13 protein-coding genes are annotated in these 14,484 nt (G+C 60.7%); 11 read left to right on the forward strand and 2 right to left on the reverse strand.

The genetic code is table 11. The features are described from left to right. Window positions 1-685: 685 nt before the first annotated feature. Window positions 686-1,612, reverse strand: coding sequence for a serine O-acetyltransferase EpsC (gene epsC, locus AO240_RS16335; RefSeq protein WP_099237427.1), 927 nt, complete (start codon window positions 1,610-1,612; stop codon window positions 686-688). 245 nt (window positions 1,613-1,857) lie between these two features. Here epsC and AO240_RS16340 point away from each other — a divergent pair, with 245 nt between their 5' ends. From AO240_RS16340 to AO240_RS16390, 11 genes are all read left to right on the forward strand, one after another. Beyond that, complete coding sequence (locus AO240_RS16340) at window positions 1,858-2,853, forward strand: D-cysteine desulfhydrase (RefSeq protein ID WP_099237429.1); 996 nt, start codon at window positions 1,858-1,860, stop codon at window positions 2,851-2,853. A gap of 272 nt (window positions 2,854-3,125) precedes the next feature. Next, window positions 3,126-3,920, forward strand: coding sequence for a cystine ABC transporter substrate-binding protein (tcyJ, locus tag AO240_RS16345; protein WP_058413072.1), 795 nt, complete (start codon window positions 3,126-3,128; stop codon window positions 3,918-3,920). Beyond that, window positions 3,920-4,585, forward strand: coding sequence for a cystine ABC transporter permease (gene tcyL, locus AO240_RS16350; protein ID WP_099237431.1), 666 nt, complete (start codon window positions 3,920-3,922; stop codon window positions 4,583-4,585). The genes tcyJ and tcyL overlap by 1 nt, the downstream gene beginning before the upstream one ends. Window positions 4,586-4,588: 3 nt before the next feature. Further along, complete coding sequence (tcyN, locus tag AO240_RS16355; RefSeq protein ID WP_099237433.1) at window positions 4,589-5,335, forward strand: L-cystine ABC transporter ATP-binding protein TcyN; 747 nt, start codon at window positions 4,589-4,591, stop codon at window positions 5,333-5,335. A gap of 430 nt (window positions 5,336-5,765) precedes the next feature. Beyond that, the gene (locus tag AO240_RS16360; protein ID WP_099237435.1) at window positions 5,766-6,563 is read left to right on the forward strand and encodes a hypothetical protein; all 798 of its coding nucleotides are present in this window, start codon (window positions 5,766-5,768) and stop codon (window positions 6,561-6,563) included. Window positions 6,564-6,750: 187 nt separating this feature from the next. Further along, on the forward strand, window positions 6,751-7,992 hold the full coding sequence (locus tag AO240_RS16365; RefSeq protein WP_099237437.1) for an SfnB family sulfur acquisition oxidoreductase: 1,242 nt from the start codon (window positions 6,751-6,753) through the stop codon (window positions 7,990-7,992). Window positions 7,993-8,016: 24 nt separating this feature from the next. Next, window positions 8,017-9,210 carry an SfnB family sulfur acquisition oxidoreductase gene (locus tag AO240_RS16370; RefSeq protein WP_099237439.1) on the forward strand — a complete coding sequence of 398 codons (1,194 nt, stop codon included), beginning with the start codon at window positions 8,017-8,019 and terminating at the stop codon, window positions 9,208-9,210. Further along, entirely contained in the window at window positions 9,211-10,563 is a 1,353-nt protein-coding gene (locus tag AO240_RS16375) for an LLM class flavin-dependent oxidoreductase (protein WP_099237441.1), read from the forward strand. It abuts the gene before it with no gap. A 78-nt stretch (window positions 10,564-10,641) separates the two neighbouring features. Then, a complete protein-coding gene (locus AO240_RS16380) occupies window positions 10,642-11,457 on the forward strand; it encodes a MetQ/NlpA family ABC transporter substrate-binding protein (protein WP_099237443.1) in 816 nt (271 codons plus the stop codon). Next, on the forward strand, window positions 11,454-12,581 hold the full coding sequence (locus AO240_RS16385; protein ID WP_099237445.1) for a methionine ABC transporter ATP-binding protein: 1,128 nt from the start codon (window positions 11,454-11,456) through the stop codon (window positions 12,579-12,581). The genes AO240_RS16380 and AO240_RS16385 overlap by 4 nt, the downstream gene beginning before the upstream one ends. Then, a complete protein-coding gene (locus AO240_RS16390) occupies window positions 12,571-13,215 on the forward strand; it encodes a methionine ABC transporter permease (RefSeq protein WP_071482532.1) in 645 nt (214 codons plus the stop codon). Before AO240_RS16385 ends, AO240_RS16390 begins: the two co-directional genes overlap by 11 nt. A gap of 49 nt (window positions 13,216-13,264) precedes the next feature. Here AO240_RS16390 and AO240_RS16395 read toward each other — a convergent pair whose 3' ends face one another. After that, window positions 13,265-14,386 (reverse strand): hypothetical protein, encoded by a 1,122-nt coding sequence (locus tag AO240_RS16395; protein WP_256585969.1) that lies wholly within the window; start codon window positions 14,384-14,386, stop codon window positions 13,265-13,267. Window positions 14,387-14,484: the final 98 nt, after the last annotated feature.

Here is a 14,484-nt window from a genome sequence, read left to right on the forward strand (position 1 = left end):
CCCAAAGAGTGGCTGGAAGGCAAAGCCGCGAATGCTCACGTGTCGACGGATCGGGTACTCAAGGCAGCTAAGCTCAAAAGACCTTGAAAGGGCTGGCTCTTACAGCGAGTCGCTTTTGAAAGGCCCGGAAGCCGGCCTGAGTGGTTGAAGCAGATCAAAAGACAGTTTTGCATACACAGCAGATCTGCTTTTTTTGCTTTTTGTGGGAGGGGGCTTGCTCCCGATAGCAGTTTTACAGTTGATACATGAGTTGACTGACCCACCGCCATCGGGAGCAAGCCCCCTCCCACAGTTTGACCAAGTTCTGCTTGGGGGATTGGGTCGGCTTTCGGGCCGCCTGCTTGTGATTTTGATCTTGATCTGAGAAGCGCCCCGTTAAACCACGATGGCCGAACGCGACGGGGCAGGGACGCCCCGTCGCGGCGGCCCGCTGCGTAATGTCGGAGCGAGGTGCCGAGTGGTGAGGCAAGAGCGCTTTGGTTACTTTTGACTGGGCCGGCTTCCGGATTTTCAAAAGTGACCCGCTGTAAGAGCGGAACCGATATAAGCCATAAACTCAGTAACGGATATGCACCCAAGACCAAAGTCACCAGCCCAAATAAATTTTAATAGCAAAAACAATAGGTTATTTTTAGTTTAATAGGAGGGAGCTTGCTCCCTCCCACATTGGATGTGTGTTGAGTCGCTACTTTTGCGCCCCATCATCATGCTGCAGGTTCGCCTGCGTGATGTTCGCCCCAGCTGGCACACTGCGGGTAAGCCACACATTGCCGCCCACCGTCGAACCCTTGCCTATGGTAATGCGCCCCAAAATCGTCGCCCCGGCGTAGATCACCACGTCATCCTCAACAATCGGATGCCGGGGATGGCCCTTTTGCAACTGCCCGTCCTCATCCGCCGGGAAGCGCTTGGCGCCCAACGTCACGGCCTGGTAAATACGCACGCGCTCGCCAATGATCGCGGTCTCGCCAATCACCACGCCCGTGCCGTGGTCGATAAAGAAACTCGGGCCGATTTGCGCGCCTGGGTGAATATCAATACCGGTGGCCGAGTGCGCAATCTCCGCGCTGATGCGCGCCAACAGCGGCAACCCGGCGCGGTACAGATGGTGCGCGAGGCGATGGTGAATCACCGCCAGAATCCCCGGGTAGCACAGCAATACCTCATCCACACTGCGCGCGGCCGGGTCGCCGTGATAGGCGGCCAACACGTCGGTGTCGAGCAGGCTGCGCAGTGAAGGCAGCGCCAGGGCGAAATCCTGAATCAAGCGGATGGCCAGCGCGTCGACTTCGACGTCATCTTTACCGCCCTGGCGTGCGGCGTAACGCAGCTCCAGGCGGGCCTGGCCGAGCAAGGCATTCAAGGCGACGTCGAGGGTATGCCCGACGTAAAAGTCTTCACTTTCTTCACGCAGGTCCACCGGCCCCAGGCGCATCGGAAACAACGCCCCGCACAGCGCTTCAAGAATGTGCGCCATCGCTTCACGCGCGGGTAATTCGCGCCCGCCGTGCTCGCCACTCAAACGGCCATTGCGCGCTCGCCACTGGTCCCGGGCGTCGCGCAGTTCGTTGACGATGGTGTGTAATTGCCAATGACTGGAACGCTCACTCAAGGGGAGGCCTTCGGTAGTGGTAAGCGGCAAGCTTAAAGCGGCAAGCAAAAGCAGCTTGGCTTTTACTTGAGCGGGTCACTTGCAGCTTGTAGATGAAATTGCCGCTTACTTTACGACATGCCAATGCATCAGCCTTAATAACCAATCATGCCGAGCAAATAACCAAATCGCATAGTGGATTGGCGGTTGCCCGATGAAAAGTGCCTGCCTATAGTCGCCCCATCACTTAGCCACCGTGCGTAGCCATGATCAAACAACAGCTCGACCGTTTTAACCGCCTGGAACTGCTCGGCGGCGCCACTGCCCTGGAAAAGCTCGAGCGGCTGTCGGCCTGGTTGGGCAGGGACATTTACGTCAAACGCGACGATACGACGCCCTTGGCCATGGGCGGCAACAAGCTGCGCAAACTCGAATACCTGGCCGCCGATGCCATCGCCCAAGGTGCCGACACCCTGGTGACCGCCGGCGCCATCCAGTCCAACCACGTACGCCAGACCGCCGCCCTCGCGGCCAGGCTCGGCATGGGCTGCGTTGCGCTGCTGGAAAACCCCACCGGCACCGAAGACCCCAGCTACTTGGGCAACGGCAACCGCCTGCTGCTGGAGCTGTTCGACGCCAAGGTTGAACGGGTCGAAAACCTCGACAACGTCGACGAGCAACTCAACGCCGTCGCCGACCGCCTGCGCAGCAACGGTAAAAAACCGTACCTGGTGCCGATTGGCGGCTCGAACGCACTCGGTGCGCTGGGTTATGTGCGCGCCGGGCTGGAACTGGCCGGGCAGATCGAAGACAGCGGCATTCAATTCGCCGCCGTGGTGCTGGCCTCCGGCAGTGCGGGCACTCACAGCGGGCTGGCATTGGCGCTGAGTGAGGTGCTGCCGAATTTGCCGGTAATCGGCGTGACCGTGTCGCGCACCGACGAGGCCCAGCGCCCGAAAGTGCAGGGCCTGGCCGAACGCACCGCCGAGTTGCTGGGCGTGGACGTGCCCGAGGCGTTCAAAGTGATTTTGTGGGACGAATACTTCGGCCCGCGCTACGGCGAGCCGAACGCCGGCACCTTGGCGGCTGTCAAACTGCTGGCCAGTCAGGAGGGCCTGCTGTTAGACCCGGTCTACACTGGCAAGGCCATGGCGGGTTTGCTGGATGGCATCGGGCGTCAGCGGTTTGAGAACGGCCCGATCCTTTTTCTGCACACCGGCGGGGCGCCGGCGCTGTTTGCGTATGATTCGGCGTTCAATTGAATAAACGCAGATCAAAATGTGGAAGCAGGGTTGCTCGCGATTGCGCGGTGTCAGGTAGCTATTTTTCAACTGACACAGCGCTATCGCGAGCAAGCCCGCTCCCACAATGGATCGGTGAGATATTCTAAAATGGAATATCAAATTATATTTATATTATTTTCAAGTCTTAGGAACTGGCTTTATAGTCGCGCCGCAGGCGAAGACGCCGACCGCGCTTTAAGGCAGGATACGAGTACCGCATCCGCTCAACCTAAAAAACACAGAGGCTGTTCATGACTATTTCAGTATTGCGTCGCACGTTGCTGGTGGGAACATTGGGCCTGGCGCTGGGTGCGGGTTGGATGGGCCAGGCGGTTGCCGGCGAGCAGTTGGACTCGATCAAAAAGGCCGGCGAGCTCAAGGTTGGCCTGGAAGGCACTTACCCACCGTTCAGCTTCGTCGGTGAAGACGGCAAGCTCACCGGTTTCGAAGTCGAGTTGTCCGAAGCGCTGGCCAAGAAGCTCGGCGTCAAGGTCAAGCTCAGCGCCACCCCGTGGGACGGCATCCTCGCCGCCCTGGAATCCAAGCGCCTGGACGCTGTGATCAACCAGGTGACGATCTCCGAGGAGCGCAAGAAAAAGTACGACTTCTCCCAGCCCTACACCGTCTCCGGTATTCAGGCGCTGGTTCTGAAAAAGAACGTCGATTCGATCAAGAGCGCCAACGACCTGGCGGGCAAAAAGATCGGTGTAGGCCTGGGCACCAACTACGAACAATGGCTCAAGGAAAACCAGCCTAAAGCCATTATCAAGACCTATAACGATGACCCAACCAAGTTCCAGGACCTGCGTATCGGCCGCATCGACGCCATTCTGATCGACCGCCTGGCCGCGCTGGAATACGCCAAAAAAGCCCCGGACACCGCCGCTGCAGGCGACGCCTTCTCGCGTCAGGAAGCCGGTGTTGCGCTGCGCAAAGGCGACCCTGAGTTGCTCGCCGCGGTGAACAAAGCTATCGACGAACTGCGTGCCGATGGCACCTTGAAGAAGCTCTCCGAGAAATACTTCAACGCTGACGTCACTCAATAATGGAAGCAGGTTTTCAACTCGCGCTGGACTCCGCGCCCTTTCTGCTCAAGGGCGCGTACTACACGGTGATTCTCAGCCTCGGCGGCATGCTGTTTGGCTCGCTGCTGGGCTTCGGCCTGGCCTTGATGCGCTTGTCGCGCTTCAAGCCGTTCACCTGGATCGCGCGCGTCTACGTGTCGTTCTTTCGCGGCACGCCCTTGCTGGTGCAGCTGTTCCTGATCTACTACGGCTTACCGCAAGTGGGCATCGAGCTGGACCCGATTCCAGCCGCCATGATCGGTTTTTCGCTGAACATGGCGGCGTATGCCTGTGAAATCCTGCGGGCCGCGATCAGCTCCATCGAGCGCGGCCAGTGGGAAGCCGCCGCCAGTATCGGCATGACCCGTGCGCAGACCCTGCGCCGGGCCATCCTGCCGCAGGCCATGCGCACCGCGTTGCCGCCGTTGGGCAACAGCTTTATTTCGCTGGTCAAGGACACGGCGCTGGCCGCCACCATCCAGGTGCCCGAGCTGTTTCGCCAAGCTCAGTTGGTGTCTGCACGGACCTTCGAAATTTTCACCATGTACCTCTCCGCCGCCCTGATCTACTGGGTCTTGGCGAGCATCCTGGCGCATTTTCAAAATCGCCTGGAAGACCGGGTCAACCGGCATGACCTGGAGTCTTGAAGCATGATCGTGGTTGAAAAACTGACCAAACAATTCAACGGTCAGGTGGTACTCAACGGCATCGACCTTGAGGTCAAGGCGGGCGAAGTTGTCGCCATCATTGGCCCCAGTGGTTCCGGCAAAACCACCTTTCTGCGCTGCCTGAATTTTCTTGAAGAGCCCACCAGCGGCCGCATCAAGGTCGGTGACATCGAGATCGACAGCAGCAAGCCGCTCAACCAGCAACAAGGCCTGGTACGGCGCTTGCGCCAGCACGTGGGTTTTGTGTTCCAGAACTTCAACCTGTTCCCGCACCGCACCGCGCTGGAAAACGTCATCGAAGGCCCGATCGTGGTCAAGAAGATGCCGCGCGAAGCGGCAGATGCGCTGGGCCGCAAACTGCTGGCCAGGGTTGGCCTGGCGGGCAAGGAGGCGTCGTACCCGCGGCGTTTGTCCGGTGGCCAGCAACAGCGTGTGGCGATTGCCCGTGCGTTGGCCATGGAGCCGGAGGTGATTCTTTTTGACGAGCCGACCTCGGCCCTCGACCCGGAACTGGTTGGCGAAGTACTGGCGACCATCCGTAGCCTCGCCGAAGAAAACCGCACCATGGTCATCGTCACCCACGAGATGAGTTTTGCGCGTGATGTAGCCAACCGGGTGGTCTTCTTCGACAAGGGCGTGATCGTCGAACAGGGCGACGCCAAGGCGCTGTTTGCCAACCCCAAGGAAGAGCGCACCCGGCAGTTCTTGAGCAAGTTTTTAGCGCATTAGCGCGCAACAGCTTTATGGCCGGGACTGGTCAACTGTGGGAGCGGGCTTGCTCGCGATGGCATCAACCGAGCGTGCCTGATGGTCCGAGATGCCTGCATCGCGAGCAAGCCCGCGCACGCCAAAAAGCGCTTTTGAGCTAACCACGCACAGTGAGCTGCGTTCCTACAGGGCGTGCTCATTAGCCACCGGTAAATCACCCTGCCCCAACCCCGCAAAAATCCCCCCGCCAGTCAGACCCTTCTGAATTTGCTTCAACCCGCCGTTTAGCCCTTTGCCGCCATTGACGCCCCGCGGCCAACCCTCTTATCTAGCGTCCAGAGGATTGGATCCCATCCCGGCTACTCACTGAATCGTTCCTTTCGGCACCCCGCGCACCACTGCGCCTCGGGCGCCGGAACGATTGCTGCTGGCTGCATAAAGGAGATTACTGATGACGCGCACTGCAACCCCGGCCATGCTCACCGCACCGACCTTGCCCCAGGCTAATCGACACGGCATCAATGCGCTCGCCGCCGCCCAACTGCAGGTGGACATAGGCCCCTACCCCGGCATGGAGGAAGGCGACCTGATCGAGCTGTTCTGGAACAACTGCTTTGCCGACTCGCGTCGGATTACCGCGTGCAAAGTGGGCACGCCGACACGCCTGCGCGTCCCGCAAAGTTTTGTGCAGGATGGCTCGGCACGCGTGCACTACCACGTCCTGCAAGTAGGCTACGCGCCGGCACGTTCGGCGGTAGCCTGCGTGCAGGTGAAAACCGACTGCCCAGGCGGCCAGCTTGCGGCGCCGCTCAACACTGAAAACTGCGACGAAAACCAGAACCTCAACCGTGTGAGCCTGCCCGAAACCATCGGGCGTTACGGCGTCAACAGTCGCCAGGTACGACGAGGTATTCCGCTGACCATCGAGCCCTATTGGGGCATGGCAACAGGCGACGCCATTACCCTGCGCTGGGGTGATGTGCGCATGGACCTGCCGATAATCCAGGCCAGTGGCGTCGGCCTGCCGGTGCAGGTGTGGGTGCCCTCGGCGTTGATTGTCGAAGCAGGCGACGACACGCGCCTGGAGGTGACCTACTGCATTCTCGACCGCGTCGGCAATAATTCACGCTGGGCACCGATGCGCGCCCTGAACATCGCCGCCTGCTCGCCACAGACGCCAGCCCGCACGGCCGGGGCCGCGGCTACCTACCAACCGCGTCACCCCGGTTCGCCTTGCGAGCCCGGGTGATCGCCGGTCTATGCATATTCCTAAAAGTTAGTTTATTTAAAGATTTAACACGCCTAGGGTATATGCACCGGACCACCGGACATCTCTGATTTTTCTGTTTTTATTTCATTGAATGCGAGGTCGGTATGATCAAAATTACCCCGGTGCGTAACGCCAGGGCATTACGTGCAGCCAAGGAGCGGCGCTGATGTCTAACGTGGCTGTAACACTCCCCCAAAGTGACTTGGATGTAGCCCCACTTTTATTGCCGGCCAGCGTGCTGCGCGACGACGCCCAAGCGTTGAGCGCAGCCGTGGAGTTGGCACAGGCTGCACGCCTGCAAGCGGCCAAGCGCGACCAGCAGCGCAAACTGCCCTGGGCGCAGATCGAGCAGTTCACCCGCAGCGGGCTCGGCAGTATTTCCATTCCCCGTGAATACGGCGGCCCGCAAGTGTCTTTCGTGACCCTGGCTGACGTGTTCGCGATTATCAGCGCAGCCGACCCGGCCCTTGGCCAAATCCCGCAGAACCATTTCGGCATCCTGTACCTGTTGCAAGGCTGCGCCACCGAGCGCCAGAAAAAGCAGCTGTTCCAAAGCGTGCTCGACGGTTGGCGCATTGGTAACGGTGGCCCGGAACGCGGCACCAAGAACACCCTGGAGCTGAAGGCGCGTATCAGCGCAGACGGTGACGGTTATGTGGTCAGCGGCCAGAAATTTTACTCAACCGGCGCACTGTTCGCGCACTGGGTTGCAATCAAGGCACTCAACGCTGACGGCAAACAAGTCATGGCGTTTGTACGCCGTGGCAGCGAAGGCCTGCGCATCGTGGATGACTGGTCGGGCTTTGGCCAACGCACCACGGCCAGCGGCACGGTGCTGTTGGACCAGGTGGCGGTGGACGGCGAGCTGCTGGTCGAAAACTGGCGCATCGGCGAAAGCCCGAATATCCAGGGCGCCGTCTCGCAGTTGATTCAGGCCGCCATCGACGCGGGCATCGCGCGTGGCGCCCTTGATGACACCATCGCCTTCGTGCGTGAACGCTCACGCCCGTGGATCGACGCCAAGGTCGAGCGCGCGAGTGATGACCTGTATGTGATCGCCGATATTGGCAAGTTGAAAATCGAACTGCATGCCGCCGAAGCCCTGTTGCGCAAGGCCGGTAAAGTGCTCGACGAAGTCAGTGCTGCGCCGATCACCGCGCAATCCGCCGCGCGCGCATCGATTGCCGTGGCAGAAGCGAAAGTGCTGACCACCGAAGTGTCGTTGCTGGTCAGCGAAAAACTCTTCGAACTGGCCGGCAGCCGCGCGACCCTCGCCGAATTCAACCTCGACCGCCATTGGCGTAATGCGCGCGTGCACACGCTGCACGACCCGGTGCGCTGGAAGTATCACGCAGTCGGCGCCTACCGCCTGAACGGCACGTTACCCGCTCGCCACTCCTGGATTTAACCGACCAGTCTTCTGGAGAAACGCATGACTTTTTCCCCGAACGTCGCGGTTATTACCAGCGATGAACACGCCCTTATTGTCGCCAGTGACCTGGCCGAAGATTTTCGCCGCGACAGCGCCCAGCGTGACCGCGAACGCCGCCTGCCCTTGCCTGAGCTGGACGTGTTCTCCCGCTCCGGCCTGTGGGGCATCAGCGTGCCCAAAGAACACGGCGGCGCCGGTGTGTCCAACGTCACCCTGGCCAAAGTGATTGCGCTGATTGCGCAGGCGGATGCGTCGCTGGGCCAGATCCCGCAAAACCATTTTTATGCCCTGGAAGTGCTGCGCGTAAACGGCAGCCCGGCTCAGCAACAGCGCCTGTACGCCGAGGTGCTGGCCGGTCAGCGGTTCGGCAACGCCTTGGCGGAACTGGGCACCAAGACCGCCCACGACCGCGTGACCTCACTCACCCGCGACGGCGATGGTTTTCGCATCAACGGCCGCAAGTTCTACGCTACGGGCGCGATTTACGCGCAGCGCATCCCCACCTCCGTGGTGGATGAACACGGCGTGCAGCAACTGGCCTTTGTGCCTCGCGAAAGCGCAGGCCTGAGTGTGATCGACGACTGGAGCGGCTTCGGCCAGCGCACCACCGGCAGCGGCTCGGTGGTGTTCGATAACGTGTGGGTGGCCGCCCAAGATGTGATTCCGTTCCAGAGCGCCTTCGAACGCCCGACCACCGTCGGCCCACTCGCGCAGATTCTGCACGCCGCCATCGACACCGGCATCGCCCGCGCCGCCTTTGAAGATGCGCTGCACTTTGTGCGCACCAAGACTCGCCCGTGGATCGACTCCGGCAACGACAAGGCAACCGAAGACCCACTGACCCTGAAAAGCGTCGGCCACCTGAGCATCCGCCTGCACGCCGCCGAAGCCTTGCTTGAGCGCGCAGGCGAGTTCCTCGACCGCGCCCAGGCCGAGAGTAACGCCCAAACGGTCGCGGCGGCGTCCATCGCCGTCGCCGAAGTGCGCGCCTTGAGCACCGAAATTTCCCTGGCCGCCGGCAGCACCTTGTTCGAGTTGGCCGGCAGCCAGGCGACCTTGGCCGAACACGGCCTCGACCGCCACTGGCGCAACGCCCGCGTGCACACCCTGCACGACCCGGTGCGCTGGAAGTACCACGCGGTGGGCAATTACTACCTGAATGATGAAAACCCGCCGCTGCGGGGGACTCTCTGAATGGCCAAGAAAAAAATCCTGCTGAATGCCTTCAACATGAACTGCATCGGGCATATCAACCACGGCTTGTGGACCCACCCACGGGACACTTCGACGCAGTACAAAACCGTCGAGTACTGGACCGAACTGGCGCAAACCCTGGAGCGCGGGCTGTTCGACGGTTTGTTCATCGCCGACATCGTCGGCGTGTATGACGTGTACCAGAACGCCATTGATGTGCCGCTCAAAGAGTCGATCCAACTGCCGGTCAACGACCCGCTGTTGCTGGTGTCGGCAATGGCCGCGGTGACCAAAAACCTCGGCTTCGGCCTGACCGCCAACCTCACCTATGAGCCGCCGTATCTGTTCGCGCGGCGCATGTCCACGCTTGACCACCTGAGCCGTGGCCGGGTCGGCTGGAACATCGTCACCGGCTACCTCGACAGCGCCGCCAAGGCCATGGGCCTCACAGAACAGGTCGAGCATGACCGGCGCTATGACCAGGCCGATGAATACCTGCAGGTGCTGTACAAACTCTGGGAAGGCAGCTGGGAAGACGACGCGGTGCTCAACGACCCACAGGCGCGGGTTTACGCCCAGCCGGGCAAGGTGCACAAGGTCGAACACCACGGCGAGTTTTACCAGGTGGAGGGTTATCACCTCTGCGAGCCGTCGCCGCAGCGTACGCCGGTGCTGTTCCAGGCCGGCAGTTCGGAGCGTGGCTTGCTGTTCGCCGGGCAGCATGCCGAGTGCGTATTCATCAGCGGCCAGAACAAGGCGTCGACCAAGGCGCAGGTGGACAAGGTGCGCGCCAGCGCAGTCGAGGCCGGGCGCAACGCGGATGACATCAAGGTGTTCATGGGCCTCAACGTCATCGTTGGCGCCACCGAAGCGTTGGCCTGGGCCAAGCACGCCGAGTACCTCAGCTACGCCAGCGCGGAAGCCGGTGTGGCGCACTTTTCGGCATCCACGGCGATTGATTTTGCGCAGTACGCACTGGACGAACCGATCCAGTACGTGAAGAGCAATGCTATCCAGTCGGCGACCCAGAACTTGCAGAACAACGACTGGACCCGCCGCAAGTTGCTCGAACAGCACGCGCTGGGCGGGCGCTATATCACCTTGGTGGGCTCACCCGAACAGGTCGCCGATGAGCTGGAATCGTGGATCAACGAAACCGGCCTGGACGGCTTCAACCTCACGCGCATTGTCACGCCGGAAAGCTACGTGGATTTCATTGATCTGGTGGTACCGGAGTTGCAGCGGCGCGGGTCGTACAAAACCGCCTATGAGGCAGGCACCTTGCGCGAAAAAGTCTTCCATGGCAGCGCCCGCCTGCCCGAACAACACACCGGCTCCACCTACCGGCACTGATCAAAAATGTGCGAGGGGGCTTGCTCCCACATTAGATCCTCACTGTGTGCTCCAACACCTTATGACTGGAACTCGATTATGAAAAAGACCCTGCTCACCCACCCAGTCAAAGCACTGGCCCTGGCCCTCGGTTTATTCAGCTCGGCGCTGTTCGCCGCCGACGCACCGCTGAAAGTCGGTACCACCGCCGCCTTCGCGATCCCGCTGGAAGCCGCCGTTGAAGAGGCCGGCAAACAAGGCCTGAAAGTCGAGCTGGTGGAATTCACCGACTGGATCGCGCCCAACGTCAGCCTGGCCGCTGGCGACATCGATGTGAACTACTTCCAGCACATCCCGTTCCTTGAAAATGCCAAGGCCGCTGCCGGCTTTGACCTGGTGCCCTACGCGCCCGGCATCATCAACAACGTCGGGCTGTATTCCAAGCAGTACAAAAACCTCAACGACCTGCCACAAGGCGCCAGCGTGGCGATTGCCAACGACCCGATCAACAGCGGTCGCGGCTTGCAACTGCTGGCCAAGGCCGGTTTGATCACGCTCAAGCCGGGCGTGGGCTACAAGGCCACCGAAGAAGACATCGTGGCCAACCCGAAGAAGCTCAAGATCCTGCAAGTGGAAGCGGTGCAACTGGTGCGCGCCTACGACGATGCAGACCTGGTGCAGGGCTACCCGGCGTATATCCGCCTGTCGAAGACCTTTGATGCCGAGTCGGCGCTGCTGTTTGACGGCCTCGACCACCCGGAATACGTGATCCAGTTCGTGATCCAGCCGAAAAGCAAAACCGACCCGCGCGTGATCAAGTTCGTCGACATCTACCAGCACTCGCCGGTGGTGCGCGCCGCGTTGGATAAATCCCTCGGCACGCTCTACCAAGTCGGCTGGGAAGATAAAAAATGACCGCCGCCGACTCTCAACTACGTGACCAGCTACGCGACCTGGGCTTACCGCCCAGAACCGCTGAGCAGGCAGAACTGCACGCGGATTTGAACCACGCCCACCTGCGTTTTATCAATGTGGGCAAGACTTACGACGGCCGTGTGCAGGCCTTGCAAGGCATCGACCTGGCGGTTCAGCACGGCGAAGTATTCGGCATCATCGGCCGCAGCGGCGCCGGTAAATCCTCGTTGATCCGTACCATCAACCGCCTCGAACAACCGAGCAGCGGGCGGGTGTTGATCGATCAGGTGGACATCGGCGACTTCGACGAAGACCGCCTGGTGGCGCTGCGTCGGCGCATCGGCATGATCTTCCAGCACTTCAATCTGATGTCGGCCAAGACCGTCTGGCAGAACGTCGAATTGCCGCTGAAAGTGGCCGGCGTGCCCAAGCCGCAACGCGAGCAAAAGGTGCGTGAGCTGCTCGAACTGGTCGGCTTGCAAGACAAACACAAGGCCTACCCGGCGCAGCTGTCCGGCGGGCAAAAACAGCGCGTCGGCATCGCCCGCTCGCTGGTGCACGACCCACAGATTTTGCTCTGCGACGAGGCCACGTCGGCCCTCGACCCGGAGACCACCCAGTCGATACTCGGCTTGCTGCGCGAGATCAACCAACGCCTGGGCCTGACCATCGTGTTGATCACCCATGAGATGGCGGTGATTCGAGACATCTGCGACCGCGTGGTGGTGCTCGAACACGGGCGCATCGTCGAGCAAGGCCCGGTGTGGCAAGTGTTCGGCAACCCGCAGCACGCGGTCAGTAAAACCCTGCTGGCGCCGCTGCAACAGGCGTTGCCGCCAGAGCTGCAAAACCGTTTGCAGGCCACCGCGGCGTCGACCAAGGCCGCCGTGGTGCTGCGCTTGCAGTTCACCGGCAGCGCTACCGACGAGCCAGACCTGGCCGCACTGTTCAGCGCCCTCGGCGGGCGCGTGCGGTTGCTGCAAGGCGGTGTGGAACGGATTCAAGGGCACGCCTTGGGGCAATTGCTGCTGGCGGTAAATGGCTCGCCGCAGAATGCCGAACAACTGCGCAGCCTTGCCGGGCGCTGGGCACAACAGGTGGAGGTGCTGGGCTATGTGGTTTGATCGTTTATTACAGGGCGCCATCGACACCTTGTTGATGGTCGGTGTGTCATCACTGATCGCGCTGCTGGTGGGGATTCCGCTGGCGGTGTTCCTGGTCACCAGCGACAAGGGCGGCATCTACCAAGCGCCGGCGCTGAACCGCGTGCTGGGGGCGTTCGTCAATCTGTTCCGCTCCATACCCTTCCTGATTTTGATGGTTGCGCTGATCCCGTTTACCCGGCTGATCGTCGGCACCACCTACGGCGTGTGGGCCGCCGTGGTGCCACTGACCATCGCCGCCACGCCGTTTTTTGCGCGAATTGCCGAAGTGAGTTTGCGCGAAGTCGACCACGGTTTGATCGAAGCCGCACAAGCCATGGGCTGCCGCCGCTGGCACATCATCTGGCATGTGCTGTTGCCGGAAGCACTGCCGGGCATCGTCGGCGGGTTCACGATTACCTTGGTGACGATGATCAACTCATCGGCCATGGCCGGGGCGATTGGCGCCGGCGGCTTGGGCGACATCGCCTACCGCTATGGCTATCAGCGGTTTGATACGCAGATCATGCTGACGGTGATTGTGCTGCTGGTGATTCTGGTGGCGGTGATTCAGCTGGGCGGCGATCGTCTGGCGCGGGTGCTGAACAAGCGCTGAGGGGTGCCAGGGGATTGCCCCCTGACTACCAACTGTCCACCAAACCCACTCAGCGTGGCGGGCAGTCATCCAATTGCGTGACACTGGAATGGGGCACGAAAGTCACGGTTTTTTCTTTGGCCTGCCATGGACGCACAATGTAGCTGCCGTCCGCATCTGCCAATACGCGCAGTTTTATGCTGCGCGTGCGGCTCTGCGCGTCCACTAGCAGGCTGGGGACGTTGGCTTCGGCCGTCCAGGTCATGAGCGTACACATCCGCCCGCCGGATGCGGAGGCTTGCAGAGCCAGCCCTCCAAACTTGGCGCCCGTTTCAGGGATCAAGCCGAGAAAGACAAGAAGCGCCATCGCGGCCAGTGACGCCGCCGCGACCGGGTTCTTGTGATCGCTCATGCGTACCATCAAACACGCGCCACCGCCCTGAATCACAAACAGAACCGCCAGTTCTGCCGCCATGAAAGGCGCAAAGAGTAAGGCGCTATTGGAATACTCACCGAAAGCCCGCGACACCGGCACCGTCACCATAAGAATAACCAGCATCTGAATGAAGCCGGCACTGACACTCGCCACCCAGAACCCAGCCGATACGTCACGCACTGCAACCTGGGCCGGCAGGGCACTGATAATGATCCCGACATAGGCCATTACCGCTCCAGCGGTCGCTACTGTCCAACCCACCGTCAGCAAAACCCCACTGTCGATGTTCTCTGACATATACACCGCAAACATCCAGAACCCCCCGAGTACTCCCACACCCGCCGCCCAGCGCAGTAACAACCGGCGGTGCCGGGCCCTCAGTTCCGGTGTTTCCGGTCTGAGGTTGAGTTGATCGCTGAGGCGCGCGCCCTGGTCGTTCAGGCGATGAAACAAGATGAACGTGGGTAGCAGGATCGATGCGCCCATCATGCCGATCACAAATACCAACATGGCGAACATCGCCGGTAATGCAGTGAACGCGGCCGGCGAAAAAATACTCAACGGTACTTTTTCCACCTGGATGTACTGGTACAAATACAGGCCTGCCACCGACAAAATCCCTACAGCCAGAGGCCAGGCGCGCTCATTGAGCCACAACAGCCCACTGCTTAGTTGGGTAGCGTATCGGTCAATTTTTTTGGGCTCGGCGGCTGACGCATCAGTGGTGTCTTGCGGTGGGAATGGCATCTGCTCCATGGCTGTAAGCCCCTCTTAACGTGAGGGCCAGATGTTACTCAAATTTTGCAACTGCCGATGTCAGACGCCGCCCCGTCAAATGCAGCGAATCGCCCTAC

Source organism: Pseudomonas sp. ICMP 460, from assembly GCF_002723595.1.
Classification (GTDB): Bacteria; Pseudomonadota; Gammaproteobacteria; order Pseudomonadales; family Pseudomonadaceae; genus Aquipseudomonas; species Aquipseudomonas kitaguniensis.

Bases quoted from the DNA above. Each gene is read 5' to 3' on its own strand.
- AO240_RS16340 (WP_099237429.1), top strand. From the start codon at position 1,858: ATGATCAAACAACAGCTCGACCGTTTTAACCGCCTGGAACTGCTCGGC.
- tcyJ (WP_058413072.1), top strand. From the start codon at position 3,126: ATGACTATTTCAGTATTGCGTCGCACGTTGCTGGTGGGAACATTGGGC.
- tcyL (WP_099237431.1), top strand. From the start codon at position 3,920: ATGGAAGCAGGTTTTCAACTCGCGCTGGACTCCGCGCCCTTTCTGCTC.
- tcyN (WP_099237433.1), top strand. From the start codon at position 4,589: ATGATCGTGGTTGAAAAACTGACCAAACAATTCAACGGTCAGGTGGTA.
- AO240_RS16360 (WP_099237435.1), top strand. From the start codon at position 5,766: ATGACGCGCACTGCAACCCCGGCCATGCTCACCGCACCGACCTTGCCC.
- AO240_RS16365 (WP_099237437.1), top strand. From the start codon at position 6,751: ATGTCTAACGTGGCTGTAACACTCCCCCAAAGTGACTTGGATGTAGCC.
- AO240_RS16370 (WP_099237439.1), top strand. From the start codon at position 8,017: ATGACTTTTTCCCCGAACGTCGCGGTTATTACCAGCGATGAACACGCC.
- AO240_RS16375 (WP_099237441.1), top strand. From the start codon at position 9,211: ATGGCCAAGAAAAAAATCCTGCTGAATGCCTTCAACATGAACTGCATC.
- AO240_RS16380 (WP_099237443.1), top strand. From the start codon at position 10,642: ATGAAAAAGACCCTGCTCACCCACCCAGTCAAAGCACTGGCCCTGGCC.
- AO240_RS16385 (WP_099237445.1), top strand. From the start codon at position 11,454: ATGACCGCCGCCGACTCTCAACTACGTGACCAGCTACGCGACCTGGGC.
- AO240_RS16390 (WP_071482532.1), top strand. From the start codon at position 12,571: ATGTGGTTTGATCGTTTATTACAGGGCGCCATCGACACCTTGTTGATG.
- AO240_RS16395 (WP_256585969.1), bottom strand. From the start codon at position 14,386: ATGGAGCAGATGCCATTCCCACCGCAAGACACCACTGATGCGTCAGCC.